This is a genomic window from Chromatiales bacterium (assembly GCA_014762505.1).
GTDB lineage: Bacteria > Pseudomonadota > Gammaproteobacteria > SpSt-1174 > SpSt-1174 > SpSt-1174.
The window spans coordinates 37,446-50,427 of sequence record JABURS010000041.1 but is presented as its reverse complement, the minus strand read 5'-3'; the positions used below and the strand labels follow the sequence as shown (position 1 = coordinate 50,427).

The window sequence follows — 12,982 nt, the reverse complement described above, 5'->3', positions numbered from 1 at the left end:
AGGTTACCACATGAACATCGACAAACTGGAAGGCAAGACCGTTACCATCCGCGCCCGCGAAAGCAAGGCCCGTGACCTGCTCGATGGCCTGCTTGCCCACCAGGAAGAACTCGGCGAGCTGGGCCAGGAGCTGGCACGCCTGCTGCAGGCCGCCGGGATCGAACCAAACGCCCAGCCGGAGCATGTGCGTACCGAGTACATGCCACCACTGGCGCATTAGTGCCCCACCGCATGCATCCATGCCTGCGAGGGACGCGACGCCGGGCCGGGGGATACCCCCGGCCTTTTTCGTTCCCCCATTTTCCCCGTTCCTGGATTACACTGGATTGATGGCAATGACGCAGCCAACGAGGAACCCGCGATGCGTGTCAGAGAACTGTTGAATCAGTGGCAGCGATCCGGTGAGCAGGAGATACAGGATCAGGCCTTCACCGTGCGGCTCACCCGCCACGAAAAGGCCAAGATCGCGGCGCTGGCCGACATGTTTCCGGGACGCAGCGAGACCGACATCGTGCTCGACCTCCTGCGCGCGGCCCTGAGCGAACTGGAGGCCGGCATGCCCTATGTCCCGGGCCCACGGGTGGTGAGCGAGGACGAACAGGGCGATCCGCTCTACGAGGATATCGGCCCCATGCCCCGCTACCGCGAACTCACCCGCAAGCACCTGGAAGGCCAGGACTGAGGCGCCGCCCCGGCACCAATCACTTGATGGGCGGCGGCAACGCCTGACACTCCTGGAAGATACGCTTGTCGCAACGGCTGCAGATGTCGCGGTCGAGCTGATCGAAGATCGTCTTGATGGCGACCGTCTTCGACTCGAAGATGTTCTCCTCGCCGATGGTCTCCACGAAACCACCGCGCTTGAGCGCCTCGCAGACAGCCTCCTTCACTTCATAAAGGTACAGCCGCCCGCCCTGGGCCCGGCGCTTCTTCGCCTCCGCGGCGATGAATTCGGCACCGGCCACGTCCAGGAAATTGATCCCCTTGGCAATGATCAGCAGGTGCTTTTGCAGCGGCTGACGCTGCTCGAAGTCGCGCAGGCGCTCGGCCACGTAGGGCACTGCACCGAAGAACAGCGAACCATCGATACGCACCATCTTGAACTGCGGACATTCCGGAAGATCAGGATTGGTGGTGAATTCGCGCCGCGGCTTGTCCGGATCGGGCACGCGCACGCGCACTGCCGGGCGCGAGGTACGGCTCAGATACACGACCAGCGACAGCAGGACGCCGAGCAGGATGGCGAACTCGAGGTCCAGGAACAGGGTGGAGAAGAAGACCACACCGAGCACCGCCGTCTCAGAGCGGCTGGTCCGGATGATCTGGGCGATGTGATGGAAGTCGATCAGCCCCCAGGCCACCAGGACCAGGATGCCTGCCATGGCGGCATTGGGCAGATAGGCGGCATAGGGAGCGACCAGCAGCATGGTCACGATCAGCGCCAGGCCGGCGAACACGGCGGCCAGCGGCGTGCGCGCCCCGGCCTCGTAGTTCACGCCCGAGCGGTTGAACGAGCCGGTGGCGACATAGGAGGAGAAGAAACTGCCGACGATGTTGGACAGCCCCTGACCCTTGAATTCCTGGTTGCCGTCCAGGTGCTGACCGGAACGGGCCGCCAGCGAACGGGCGATGGAGACCGCCTCGGTCAGCGCGAACAGGGTCGCCGCCACGGTCAGCGGGGCGAGCTCCTTGATCGTGGCCAGCGAGAGGTCAGGTGCCGACAGCGGTGGCAGCTGTGCCGGCAGCGCGCCGACGGTCTCGATGCCGGTGTGTTCCTGGCCATAGAGGAGGTTCAGCACCACCGAGACCAGACTGCCCACCACCATGGCCACGATCATGTAGGGGACGCGTGGCAGGAAGCGCTTGACCAGGATGCCGCTGATCAGCGTGACCAGGGCCACCCCGGTGATATAGGGATTGATGTCAGAGAGCTGGCCATAGAAGCTGATGAAGACCTCGTGAAACATCAGCCCGCGTGCGATCTCCACGCCGAAGAAGTTCTTCAGCTGGTTGAGCGCGATAAGCAGGGCCGCACCGGCGGTAAAACCGATGACCACCGAGTGCGAGATGAAGTTGACCAGCGTGCCCATGCGCACCACGCCCATAACCAACTGCGTCACCCCCACCATGAAGGTGAGCGTGATGGCGAGCGTCACGTACTCCGGCGTGGCCGGTTCGGCCAGGGCGCTGAGGCCGGAGAACAGCACGATGGAGGCCGCCGTGGTCGGCCCCGACACCAGGTGCCAGGAAGAGCCCCACAGCGCAGCGATGATGGCCGGCACCATGGCGGCATAGAGGCCGTACTCGGGCGGCATGCCGGCGATGACGGCAAAGGCGACACCCTGGGGCAGTACCACGATGGCACCGGTAAGCCCGGCCATGCCATCGGCCCGGAGGGTTGTGGCGTTGACGCGCGGCCACCAGAGAAGAAAGGGGAAAAGACTCGTCAGCCAGGCCGGTCTCCGGTTGGACAATGCGCGCTCCTTAACTGCAACAGACCATGAGAGGACTCGGGCCATTGCCGGTGGAGAGGGCGGCGGTGCGCCGGAGGGCTCTCGAACCATCGCGCGCGTGGCGCGAAGCAGGCGAAGCGGGAATCAGGCCCGGGGGATACGCCTGACGGGGGTGCCCCGCCGGCGAGGCCCCGCATTATACACGAATCGCAGGCAAATACCGCATGGATCGGGCGGATACTCCATCCGCCTCAGTCGGCCAGACCCCTGGAGACGATCTCGAAGACATCCCGCGACAGCCCATCGCGCTCGCCCACCCGCTGCAAGGCCGCGCGCATCCGGGCACTGCGACCGGGCTCGTAGTGACGCCAGCGGGTCAGCGGCTTCACGAGCCGCGCCGCCACCTGCGGATTCAGGGCGTCGAGCTCCAGTACACGTTCGGCCAGGAAGTCATAACCGCTGCCATCGGGCGCATGAAAACGCAGCGGGTTGCCGCTGGTGAAGGCACCGATGAGGGCGCGCACGCGGTTGGGATTGCGCATCGAGAAACCGGGATGGCCCATCAGCTGCCGCACCCGCGCCAGGGTATCGGGCCGGCGCGACATGGCCTGGATGCCGAACCACTTGTCCAGCACCAGCGGGTCGCCGCGCCAGCGGGCCTCGAACTCGGCCAGGGCACGCTCGCCCTCCTCGCTCTCGCTGTCCGCCAGCGCACGCAGGGCGGCGAGCTGGTCGGTCATGTTGTCGGCCCCGGCAAACTGCGCATAGCTCTGCTCGTGGATGTCGGCATCGTCCAGTTCGGCCAGGTACGAGAGGCACAGGTTCTTCAGCGCCCGCCGGCCGATGGCCGCTGCTTCGGCGCTGTACGGCCCGTCATGCTTCAGGGTGTCGTAGGTCTCCTGGAACACGTCGCGCAGGGTGGCTGCCAGGGTGCGACGCACGAAGCGGCGCACGGCGTGGATCGCCTCCGGGTCGGCCGGCGTGAAACGCTCGGCCAGGTAGGCCTCGGAGGGCAGGGTCAGGGCCTCGGCGATGAGCGCCGGGTCGGCCGCCTCGTCCAGCAGCACGGCACGGAAGGCGTCGATGAAGTCCGGCTCCAGGCCCAGGGCATGCTGGTGGCCGTATTCCTCGAGCAGGCACTCGATGGCCTTGAGCGCCAGGCGCTGCCCCGCCTCCCAGCGGTTGAAGCTGTCCTCATCGTGGGCCATGAGGAACATCAGCGCCTCGGGCGTCTGCTCGTATTCGAGGTTGACCGGTGCGGAGAAACCGCGCAGCAACGACGGCACCGGCGCCCCGGTGATGCCGGTGAAACGGAAGACCTGCTCGGCCTGGGTGAGGCGCAGCACACGGGTGGTCTCGCCCGGCCCCGTCTCGCCCTCCAGCACCAGCGGCAGGTCGTGCCCGTCCGCCCCCAGCAGGCCCACAGCCACCGGGATCAGGAAGGGCTGCTTTTCGGTCTGCCCCGGCGTGGGCGGACAGGACTGGGCAAGTCGCAGTTCGTAGACCTGTTCGTCCGCCAGCCAGCGCCCCTCGGCCCTGACCACCGGGGTGCCGGCCTGGTCGTACCAGCGCTGGAACTGCGCGAGGTCCGCGCCATTGGCATCGGCCATGGCGGCACGGAAATCGTCGGTGGTCACCGCCTGGCCGTCGTGGCGGGCGAAATACAGGTCCATGCCGCGGCGGAAGCCCTCACGCCCCAGCAGGGTCTGGTAGAGCCGCACCACCTCGGCGCCCTTCTCGTACACGGTGACGGTATAGAAGTTGTTGATCTCGATGTAGGCATCGGGCCGCACGGGATGGGCCATGGGGCCGGCGTCCTCGGCGAACTGGTGGGTGCGCAGCATGCGTACGTCGTCGATGCGCTTGACCGCGGCCGAGTGCATGTCGGCCGTGAACTCCTGGTCGCGGAACACCGTGAGGCCTTCCTTCAGGCTCAGCTGGAACCAGTCGCGGCAGGTCACGCGGTTGCCGGTCCAGTTGTGGAAATACTCGTGCGCGATCACCGCCTCGATGGCGACGTAGTCGGCGTCGGTGGCCGTGTCGGGGCGGGCCAGCACGTACTTGGAGTTGAAGATATTCAGTCCCTTGTTCTCCATGGCGCCCATGTTGAAGTCGTCCACCGCCACGATCATGTAGATGTCCAGATCGTATTCCAGGCCGAAGCGCTGCTCGTCCCACACCATGGCCTTCTTCAGCGACGCCAGGGCATGATCGCACTTGTCGATGTTGTGCGGCTCCACGTAGACGCGCAGCGTCACGTCACGCCCCGAGGCCGTGACGTGATGGTCCTCGACGCAGTCGAGCTGCCCGGCCACCAGGGCGAACAGGTAGGAGGGCTTGGGGTACGGATCCTCCCAGGTGGCGTAATGACGGCCATCCTCCAGCACGCCGCTATCGATGCAGTTGCCGTTGGAGAGCAGCACCGGGCAGGCCGCCGGATCGGCCACCAGGGTGGTGGTGTAGCGCGCCATCACGTCCGGCCGGTCCGGGAAATAGGTGATGCGCCGAAAACCCTCGGCCTCGCATTGCGTACAGAAGAGCCCGCCGGAGCGGTAAAGCCCTTCCAGTCGCGTATTGTCCTGCGGGCGCAGGATGGTCTCCACCTCCAGGGTGAAGACCGCCGGCACGGCCTCGATCACCAGCGACGCCTCGTCCACCCGGTAGCGATCGGCGGCCAGCACCTCGCCGTCCAGCACCAGCGAGTGCAGCACCAGGTCCTCGCCGTCCAGCACCAGCGGGGCATCGTCGGACACACCCTCACGACGGCGCAGCGCCAGGCGGGAATGCACCCGTGCCTGTTCCTCGCCCAGCTCGAAGCGCAGCTCGACGCGATCCACCCAGTAGGCGGGAGGCTGGTAGTCCTTGAGATACACGGTCTGGGGATTGGCCTGTTTCATGCGTTACCCGTGGCGGTTGAGCGTAAAGGTCGGCTGGGCGATCATAGCGCCCCTGATGGCCAGCACACTAGCAGACATGACCCCCGAGCACGAACCGTCCGGCGCCACGATCCACATCGCTGGCTACCGCTTCACCGACCTGCCCGACTACCGCGCGCTGCGCGAGCCGCTCAAGGCACGCTGCGAGGCCCTGGGACTGCTCGGCACCATCCTGCTCGCCCCGGAGGGCATCAACGTGATGCTGGCCGGCCCGCGCGAGGCCATCGAGGGGATCAAGACCACACTGCGCAAGGACCCGCGCCTGGCCGATCTCACCTTCAAGGAGAGCCTCACCGACACGCCGCCCTTCGGTCGCCTGCTGGTAAAGCTCAAGCGGGAGATCATCAGCTTCGACGTGCCCGGCATCGACCCGGCGCGCTTCACCGGCCCCACCATCAGCCCGGCCGAGCTCAGGCGCTGGTACGACGAGGGCCGCGACTTCGTGGTGCTCGACACCCGCAACGACTACGAGGTACGCCTCGGCACCTTCGAGAACGCCATCGACCCGCGGATCGGCGGCTTTCGCGAGTTCCCGCAGGCCGTGCGTGCGCTGCCCGAGCAACTGAAGCAAAAGCCCGTCGTCATGTTCTGCACCGGTGGCGTGCGCTGCGAGAAGGCCTCGCCCTTCCTGCTCGGCGAGGGCTACACCGAGGTCTACCAGCTCGAGGGCGGCATCCTCAACTACTTCGCCGAGGTGGGCGGCGACCACTGGACCGGAGAATGCTTCGTCTTCGACGAGCGCGTGGGGCTCAGGCCCGATCTCACCCCCGGCGGCGCGGTGATCTGCACGGTCTGCCAGTCGGCCGTCACCGCCGCCGTACAGGCCTCGCCGGACTATCGTCCCGGCGAGTATTGCCCACATTGCAGGATGCAGCACGCGGGGGCATGACCCGCATCAATTGCAAAGCGGGCCCGGGCGACCATACTGTTCATAGGACCTGAACGACTCAGGCCCGACGACAGAAGGAGACCGCCCATGTTCCTGCGCGAGAAGAAGTCCAATCACCTGGTGGAAGTGCTCGATACCGGCGAACTGTTCGATCCCACGCGCGCCGAACTCACGGGACGCTACAATTGGGGCGAAGACCTGCCGGAGCCGCAGCCCTTTGCCAAGACCGACCTGATCTTCCCCTCGGGCGAGGCCCTGCCACGCTGCTGGACCGACGTGCATTACCGCGACGACGAACTGCGTCGCTGAGGCGTATTTCCCCATGCCGACGGGGGTCAATACCCCGGCCGGTTGCGGTATGCTCCGGGCATGGACGATCGTGGCAACGATCCAGGAGACAACCGCATGAGCATCCAGCAACAGATCCAGTCCCGGCTCGACGAGGCGCTCGACCCCAGCGTGCTCGAGGTCGTGAACGAGAGCCACATGCACAACGTGCCGCCGGGCTCGGAATCCCATTTCAAGATCACCGTGGTATCCGATGCCTTCGCCGGCAAGATGCTGCTGGCGCGCCACCGCATGATCAACGCCCTGCTGGCCGAGGAACTGGCCGGCCCGGTGCACGCCATCGCCCTGCACACGTACACGCCCGACGAGTATTTCGAACGCGCCGGCGCGGTGCCCGCCTCACCGCCCTGTCACGGCGGAGGCAAGGATTGATGGGTGACGTCGTCCCCTTCCGGCGCAAGACGGCGAGCGAGAAACACGGCAAGAAGATCCTCTGCCGCTCCAACTTTCACAAGTGGGAAGTGGTCAAGGAAAACCAGTTCGACGTCAAGCAGGGCAGGCTCGTCACCCTCTACCGCTGCACCCGCTGCGGCGCCACCAAGACCGAGGCACGCTAGGCGTTTGCGTGTGAGGCGCGAGGCGGGCACGGCCCGCCCTATCGCCCAACGCCTCAGGCCTCCCCCACAAACCCGTAATGCCTGAGTCCTTCCAGGATGCCGCCGGCATGGGTGGCGCTGGCGAAATAGAGCTTGTCCTGCGCGGCCAGTGACTTGAGCTCCTCGGCGTGATTGCCGACCACCACCCCCAGGGCCGGCCCCTCCAGCATGTCGCGGTCGTTGCCGGAATCACCGGCCACCAGCACGTGATCGAGTGCGAGGCCCCACTTGCGGGCAAGGTACTCGATGGCCGCCCCCTTGGAGGCGCGCACGGGCAGCAGGTCGAGAAACTCGCCGTGCGAGAAGATCACCCGGGCCTTCAGGCCGTGTTTTTTCATCAGGCCCTCGATGTCCTCGACCGGCCAGGCCGCGTCCGGATCGATGAAGTAGCTCAGCTTGAAGCGGCGCTGGTCGATCTCGGGCTGCAGGCGCAGGCCGGGTAACGGGTCGAGCAGCGCCTGCAGCGCCGCACGATCCCATTCGTGGTCGATCACCTCGGACCAGCCCTCGTCCTGCACCAGGTTGGGACCGTAGTAGATCTCCGAGCCCACGGAGGTGACGAGCACGTCCGGGATCGGCACCTTCCATTCCTTCAGCGCCTCCAGGGTGAGCTCCAGGCGCCGGCCGGTGGCCACGCCGAAGGCGATGTGGTCACGCTGCGACTTCAGCGCCTGCAGCAGTTCGCGCAGCGCGGCCCGGTCGCCGATCAGGGTGTTGTCGATGTCGCTGATGAGCGCATGATCGACGACGGTGAGCCGGTTCCAGCGTTCGCTGCCTGCGCGCTTGGGCCCGATGAGTTTCTTCAGCCGGCTCACGTACTTGCGCGCATGCCCGCTCCAGGAGAAGTGTTCGTGGGCACCGCGCACGGCGCGCGCGGAGTACTTGCGCCACTGCTCCCTGTCCGCCACCACCTCCAGGATGGCCTCGCCCATGGCCTTGGCGTCGTAGGGATCGACGAGCAGGCCGTTGCGGCAGTACTCGCGGATGTCGCGCGGACCGCCGTCGTTGGTCGCCACCATGGGCAGGCCGCTGGCGGCGGCCTCGATCAGGGTGAGGCCGAAGGGTTCGGTATAGGCGGGATTGACGAACACGCCCTTGGAACGGGTCGCGATGCGGTAGATCTCGGCCACCGAATCGAAGTCGATGTGCTTGGGATAGGCCACCTGCCCGTAGAGGTCGTACCGATCGATGAGCAGCAGCATCTCGGTGAGCACCTCACGCGGGCCGTCCTCGTCGATCTCGCGGATGTCGTCGCGCGAACCGGCGACGATCACGAGGTTGGCCAGGTCGCGCAGGCGCTGGTTGCCGCCGAATGCGTGGATGAGGGTGCCGATGTTCTTGCGCGGGTCGGGTCGCGAGAGGGCCAGTACCATGGGCTTCTTCGGCTGCTGCAGGAACCGGTTGATCTCGCCCAGCACCGTGCCAGGATAGTCGCCGCGCCGCGGGGGATGGAAGTGCTCGAGGTCGGTACCGGGCGGATTCACCAGCATGCGCTCGGGACGGTAGTGCTCATATACCGCGTACTGCTGCTCCACCTCCTGGCTGGTACTGGTGATGACGAGGTTCGCATGCGCCAGCACCTCCTCCTCGGCGGCGATGCGCTGCGACATGTTGTAGGCGGCCTCGATCTCCGCCTCCGAGAGCCCGCTCTTCAGCAGGCGCTCGCGCTTGATGCGCCCGAGCGAATGCCCCGTCTGCACCAGCAGCACGCCGAGCAGGCGGGCGAGCCGGGTGGCGACATGCCCGGCGTCGGCATAGTGTCCGTGCAGCACGTCCGGGATGCGGCCGATGCGACGGAAATGCGCCAGGGTGTTGTCGATGAACTCGCGCAGGTAGGGCCAGAGCAGCTCCTTGCGGAGATAGCCCTCGGGGCCGCAGGGGATGCGCACGATCTGCGCACGGCCGGCGATCTGCTCGACGGGTTGCGCGTAGTCCTTCGAGACGCGCGCGTCGACCACCTGCCGGGTGAACAGGTCCACCCGCTCCACATCGGGGTGCTCGGCCAGCGCGCGCGCCAGCTCGACGACGTACTTGGTCTGACCGCCGGTATCGGAATCGCGTCCCAGCTCCAGGTCCTGGCCCCGGATCAGGCCATGAATGCTGAACAGCGCGACGTAGAGTCCCCTGCCCCGGGTTGAATCCTTCTTGTCGGTCATGCGTCGGTCCACGGTTTGGGCTTGTCAGTACCTCATGCGGGAGTCGCGGCTTCCTCCTCCCGGTCGAACAGCCAGCCGATGCGTTTGAGCACCAGCGGGTCCTCGATGAACTTGTGCGACAGGATCAGCGCGGTGGCCGACCAGGTCTGGTTGAAGTTGGCGCGCCGGCCGATGAGGCGACCGTTGCGCCCGTCGTAGTACTCGGGCCACTGGTCCTTCATCAGGCGCCGCTCGGCGAAATCGTGCGCGCGGCTGGCCAGGTCCACGCGCCCGTACTTGAGCGCGGCGCCGGTGAGCGCCCACAGCAATACCGGCCAGTTGCCGCCGTTGTGGTACGACCAGGGGATGTTCTTGGGATCGGAGCCGGTGAGCAGCCGCCACTCCTCGCCCTCCATCGCCGGGTAGCAGATCTTCACCGGCATCGTGCCGACGAGATCGTCCCAGCGGCCGACGAAGACATCGAGGATACGTTGGGAATGCTCCTCGCTGGCCAGCCCGAAGAGCACGGCGAGCAGGTTGCCGAGCGAGAAGAAACGAAAATCCATGCGCCCCGGCCCGATGTTGCCGACCAGGTAGCCGGCCTCGTCCGGCAGCCAGCCGGGCAGCCAGTCCGGGATGCTCTCGGGATAGATGTTGAGCGCATTGATGGCGTCATGGCCGATGAGCTCGGTCTCGTAGCGGTGGATCTCGTTGAGCCGCCCGAGGTCCAGCCAGTAGAAGTCGTGCACGTAGGTCTTGAGCTGGGTGAGGCGCGCGGCGGACTCCTCGATTACCGGATGGTTCTCGGCATCGGCGGGGTCGAGCAGGCGCTGCGCCGCCTCCAGCGCACCGTAGAACAGCGCCTGGATCTCCAGCGGATGGCCGTACACGCCCATGCGCCGGTCGATCATGAAGGAGCCGTCCGGCACCAGCAGCGTGGGGAAGACCTCGAAGCGGTCGCGCAGGAAGATGTTCATGATGCTGCGGATGCCGCGCTGGCAGTCCGGCGCATGTGCGAACTCGCGATCGCCGGTGGCGCGCACGTAGGCCTGCAGCAGCAGGATCCACCACATCATGGAGTCCACGGGGGCGACGCGGCCGATGGCGCGGTCGCCGAAGTCGACATCGATCTCCTCGCGCCCGTCGGGATGGGTGATCACCTTGAAGCTCGCCGGCATCACGCGCGGCAGCATGCGGTGGCCGGCGATCTCGGCCTGCTTGTCGCGCAGCTTCAGCGTGAGCTGCAGGAAATTGCGCACGATCTCCGGGCGCCCGTCGAGCAGGAACACCAGGGCGGAGGAGACGAAATCGCGCACGAAACAGTCGGCGTAATTGGCCGCCGGCGCCTTGGGGTCGGCGCTCGCGATCGTGCCCACCGGCCCTCCCAGGTAGTGCACGATCGATTTTTCCAGCACCTCGTAGGCGCTCTGCACGGCGGCGGACAAGTCGGCTCTCCTGAGGATTCATGCGCGGATGGCAAGTCCTCATGGTAAACGATGCCTCCGGGCAATGGAAAACCGCGCCACCCCGGATTGACCCCGCGCGGGAAATTCACGACCATTCCGCTCAGTCTTTTTCCGGAGCCCGTCACGTGTCATTGCCCGCGATCCATGAAATCGAGTCCCTGCTGCGCGAGGTCGCGGCCGCCGAGCTGCTGCCGCGCTTCAACCGCGTCGGCCACGACGTGAAGGCCGACGGCAGCCTGCTCACCGAGGCCGATCTCGCCGTGGACCGCGCCCTGCACGAGGCCCTCACCGCCCGCTGGCCGGAGATCGGTTTTCTCAGCGAGGAGATGCCGAAGGCGGAACAGGAGGCCCTGCTGGCAGAGACCGGGCGCCCCCTGTGGGTGCTCGACCCGGTGGACGGCACCAGCAACTTCGTCGCCGGCATCCCCTACTTCGCCATCTCGCTGGCCCTGGTGGCGGACGGGCGACCGGTGCTGGGCGTGACCCTGGACCCGGTGCGCGACGAATGCTTCTCCGCCGCCCTGGGCCAGGGGGCCTTTCTCAACGGCGAGCCCCTGCGCTGCCGGGCGCCCGACATTGACCTCGAGCACGCCGTCGCCCTGGTCGACTTCAAGCGCCTCGCACCGCCCCTGAAGACGCGGCTGATGGCGGCCTCGCCCTTCGGCTCGCAGCGCAACTTCGGCTCCTGCGCGCTGGAGTGGTGCTGGATCGCCGCCGGGCGCGGGCACGTGTACCTGCATGGCGGCATGAAACTCTGGGACATCGCGCCGGGGTCGCTGATACTCGGCGAGGCCGGCGGGTTGTCGAGCACGCTGGACGGCGAGGCCGTGTTCGTGCCGCGCATGGAGGCCCGCTCGGTGATCATGGCCCCCGCGCCGGCACTGTTCGATGCCTGGTCGGGCTGGCTGCGCCAGGCCTGAACCCGGCGACACCCCGAGACAACCACCCGGAGGACCCACGTCGTGAGCGAGAACAAGATCGAGAAGTCCGAGGCCGAATGGCGCGAGCAGCTGACGCCGGAGCAGTACCACGTGACCCGCGAGGCCGGCACGGAGCGCGCCTTCACGGGCAGGTACCACGACCTCAAGGCGGATGGCGTATACCACTGCGTGTGCTGCAACGCGCCGCTGTTCACCTCGCAGGAGAAATACGACTCGGGCAGCGGCTGGCCGAGCTACTGGCAGCCGGTGTCCGCCGAGGCCGTGACGGAGCACCGGGACGACAGCCACGGGATGCGACGCGTCGAGGTCCGCTGTGCGCGGTGCGACGCCCACCTCGGCCACGTCTTCGAGGACGGACCGCCGCCGACGGGACTGCGCTACTGCATCAACTCCGCGGCGCTGGACTTCGAACCGGCCGAGGCCTGAACCGCCGCGCGGACCCTCAGTCGACCCTCAATCGACCCTCAATCGACCCTCAATCGACCCTCAATCGACAAAGGGCCCGCGCTGGCGGATCGGCTCGCCGTGCGGCAGGCCGGCGACGAACATGCACTCGGTGCCGGCCTGTGCCTGCAGGGCGAGGCCTTCCACGTCCTCGGCAAAGTACGCGTCGGCCGTGGCCAGGCGCTCGCCGTTGACGGACATCTCGCCGTCCAGCACGTAGACGATGGCCCGCCAGCCGACCGGCAGCGGCTCGTCGACCTCCCCGTCCGCCGTGAAGCGGTAGTGCACGTAGCGCACGGGCGTCATCAGCGCCACCGGCCCGCCCTCGCCCACGATCACGCGCCGCACGCCGCCGGCCACCGCCTCCTCGACCACCGTCTCGGCACCGGCCTCCTGGTAGGCGGGGGCACTGGCCTTGAGACGTGCCGGCAGGTTGATCCACAGCTGTATACCGCGGGTCGGTTCCTCCACCGAGGGCATCTCCGAATGCACGATGCCGTGCCCGGCGGTGAAACGCTGCGCACCGCCCGGCCCCACCCTTGAGACGTTGCCGAGGTTGTCGCGGTGCTCGATCTCGCCCGTGAAGAGATAGGTGATGGCCTCGAACCCGCGGTGCGGATGCGGCGGAAAGCCCGTGCCCGGTGCGAGCTCGAAGTTGTCGAAGAGCACGAAGGGGTCGAAGTTCATGAACCCCGGGATGGGCATGAGGCGCTTCACCCGCGCGCCATCGCCCTCGTGCATGTCACTGGCCCTGCGCACCTCGTTCATGGCACA

13 protein-coding genes are annotated in these 12,982 nt (G+C 66.9%); 8 read left to right on the top strand and 5 right to left on the bottom strand.

What is annotated here, in order from left to right; translation table 11 throughout:
- Nucleotides 1-10: 10 nt before the first annotated feature.
- Nucleotides 11-220, top strand: coding sequence for a hypothetical protein (locus tag HUJ28_09810; protein ID MBD3619757.1), 210 nt, complete (start codon nucleotides 11-13; stop codon nucleotides 218-220).
- Nucleotides 221-361: 141 nt separating this feature from the next.
- Nucleotides 362-682: a type 1 pili tip component gene (locus HUJ28_09805; GenBank protein MBD3619756.1), complete on the top strand. Its 321-nt coding sequence runs from the start codon at nucleotides 362-364 to the stop codon at nucleotides 680-682.
- Between the two features lie 19 nt (nucleotides 683-701).
- Here HUJ28_09805 and HUJ28_09800 read toward each other — a convergent pair whose 3' ends face one another.
- Entirely contained in the window at nucleotides 702-2,519 is a 1,818-nt protein-coding gene (locus tag HUJ28_09800) for a SulP family inorganic anion transporter (GenBank protein MBD3619755.1), read from the bottom strand.
- Nucleotides 2,520-2,704: 185 nt separating this feature from the next.
- Nucleotides 2,705-5,350 (bottom strand): aminopeptidase N, encoded by a 2,646-nt coding sequence (gene pepN, locus HUJ28_09795; protein MBD3619754.1) that lies wholly within the window; start codon nucleotides 5,348-5,350, stop codon nucleotides 2,705-2,707.
- A 76-nt stretch (nucleotides 5,351-5,426) separates the two neighbouring features.
- Between pepN and HUJ28_09790 the strand changes: the two genes are divergently transcribed.
- From HUJ28_09790 to HUJ28_09775, 4 genes are all read left to right on the top strand, one after another.
- A complete protein-coding gene (locus tag HUJ28_09790; GenBank protein ID MBD3619753.1) occupies nucleotides 5,427-6,278 on the top strand; it encodes a rhodanese domain-containing protein in 852 nt (283 codons plus the stop codon).
- Between the two features lie 87 nt (nucleotides 6,279-6,365).
- The gene (locus HUJ28_09785) at nucleotides 6,366-6,587 is read left to right on the top strand and encodes an acetyltransferase (GenBank protein ID MBD3619752.1); all 222 of its coding nucleotides are present in this window, start codon (nucleotides 6,366-6,368) and stop codon (nucleotides 6,585-6,587) included.
- Nucleotides 6,588-6,683: 96 nt separating this feature from the next.
- On the top strand, nucleotides 6,684-6,998 hold the full coding sequence (locus HUJ28_09780) for a BolA/IbaG family iron-sulfur metabolism protein (GenBank protein ID MBD3619751.1): 315 nt from the start codon (nucleotides 6,684-6,686) through the stop codon (nucleotides 6,996-6,998).
- Nucleotides 6,998-7,183 carry a hypothetical protein gene (locus HUJ28_09775; GenBank protein MBD3619750.1) on the top strand — a complete coding sequence of 62 codons (186 nt, stop codon included), beginning with the start codon at nucleotides 6,998-7,000 and terminating at the stop codon, nucleotides 7,181-7,183. Before HUJ28_09780 ends, HUJ28_09775 begins: the two co-directional genes overlap by 1 nt.
- A gap of 53 nt (nucleotides 7,184-7,236) precedes the next feature.
- Here HUJ28_09775 and HUJ28_09770 read toward each other — a convergent pair whose 3' ends face one another.
- Entirely contained in the window at nucleotides 7,237-9,378 is a 2,142-nt protein-coding gene (locus HUJ28_09770) for a sucrose-phosphate phosphatase (protein MBD3619749.1), read from the bottom strand.
- Nucleotides 9,379-9,410: 32 nt separating this feature from the next.
- Nucleotides 9,411-10,772, bottom strand: coding sequence for a glycoside hydrolase 100 family protein (locus tag HUJ28_09765; GenBank protein MBD3619748.1), 1,362 nt, complete (start codon nucleotides 10,770-10,772; stop codon nucleotides 9,411-9,413).
- Between the two features lie 71 nt (nucleotides 10,773-10,843).
- On the opposite strand from HUJ28_09765, the gene HUJ28_09760 reads away from it, so the two are divergent.
- Both HUJ28_09760 and msrB read left to right on the top strand, forming a co-directional pair.
- Nucleotides 10,844-11,743, top strand: coding sequence for an inositol monophosphatase family protein (locus HUJ28_09760; protein ID MBD3619747.1), 900 nt, complete (start codon nucleotides 10,844-10,846; stop codon nucleotides 11,741-11,743).
- 42 nt (nucleotides 11,744-11,785) lie between these two features.
- Nucleotides 11,786-12,190, top strand: coding sequence for a peptide-methionine (R)-S-oxide reductase MsrB (gene msrB, locus HUJ28_09755; protein MBD3619746.1), 405 nt, complete (start codon nucleotides 11,786-11,788; stop codon nucleotides 12,188-12,190).
- Between the two features lie 60 nt (nucleotides 12,191-12,250).
- Here msrB and HUJ28_09750 read toward each other — a convergent pair whose 3' ends face one another.
- Nucleotides 12,251-12,976: a pirin family protein gene (locus tag HUJ28_09750; GenBank protein MBD3619745.1), complete on the bottom strand. Its 726-nt coding sequence runs from the start codon at nucleotides 12,974-12,976 to the stop codon at nucleotides 12,251-12,253.
- Nucleotides 12,977-12,982: the final 6 nt, after the last annotated feature.

What these genes read in the sequence shown, in the direction of transcription:
- HUJ28_09810 (MBD3619757.1), top strand. Translation starts at nt 11, where the DNA reads ATGAACATCGACAAACTGGAAGGCAAGACCGTTACCATCCGCGCCCGC.
- HUJ28_09805 (MBD3619756.1), top strand. Translation starts at nt 362, where the DNA reads ATGCGTGTCAGAGAACTGTTGAATCAGTGGCAGCGATCCGGTGAGCAG.
- HUJ28_09800 (MBD3619755.1), bottom strand. Translation starts at nt 2,519, where the DNA reads ATGGCCCGAGTCCTCTCATGGTCTGTTGCAGTTAAGGAGCGCGCATTG.
- pepN (MBD3619754.1), bottom strand. Translation starts at nt 5,350, where the DNA reads ATGAAACAGGCCAATCCCCAGACCGTGTATCTCAAGGACTACCAGCCT.
- HUJ28_09790 (MBD3619753.1), top strand. Translation starts at nt 5,427, where the DNA reads ATGACCCCCGAGCACGAACCGTCCGGCGCCACGATCCACATCGCTGGC.
- HUJ28_09785 (MBD3619752.1), top strand. Translation starts at nt 6,366, where the DNA reads ATGTTCCTGCGCGAGAAGAAGTCCAATCACCTGGTGGAAGTGCTCGAT.
- HUJ28_09780 (MBD3619751.1), top strand. Translation starts at nt 6,684, where the DNA reads ATGAGCATCCAGCAACAGATCCAGTCCCGGCTCGACGAGGCGCTCGAC.
- HUJ28_09775 (MBD3619750.1), top strand. Translation starts at nt 6,998, where the DNA reads ATGGGTGACGTCGTCCCCTTCCGGCGCAAGACGGCGAGCGAGAAACAC.
- HUJ28_09770 (MBD3619749.1), bottom strand. Translation starts at nt 9,378, where the DNA reads ATGACCGACAAGAAGGATTCAACCCGGGGCAGGGGACTCTACGTCGCG.
- HUJ28_09760 (MBD3619747.1), top strand. Translation starts at nt 10,844, where the DNA reads ATGGTAAACGATGCCTCCGGGCAATGGAAAACCGCGCCACCCCGGATT.
- HUJ28_09750 (MBD3619745.1), bottom strand. Translation starts at nt 12,976, where the DNA reads ATGAACGAGGTGCGCAGGGCCAGTGACATGCACGAGGGCGATGGCGCG.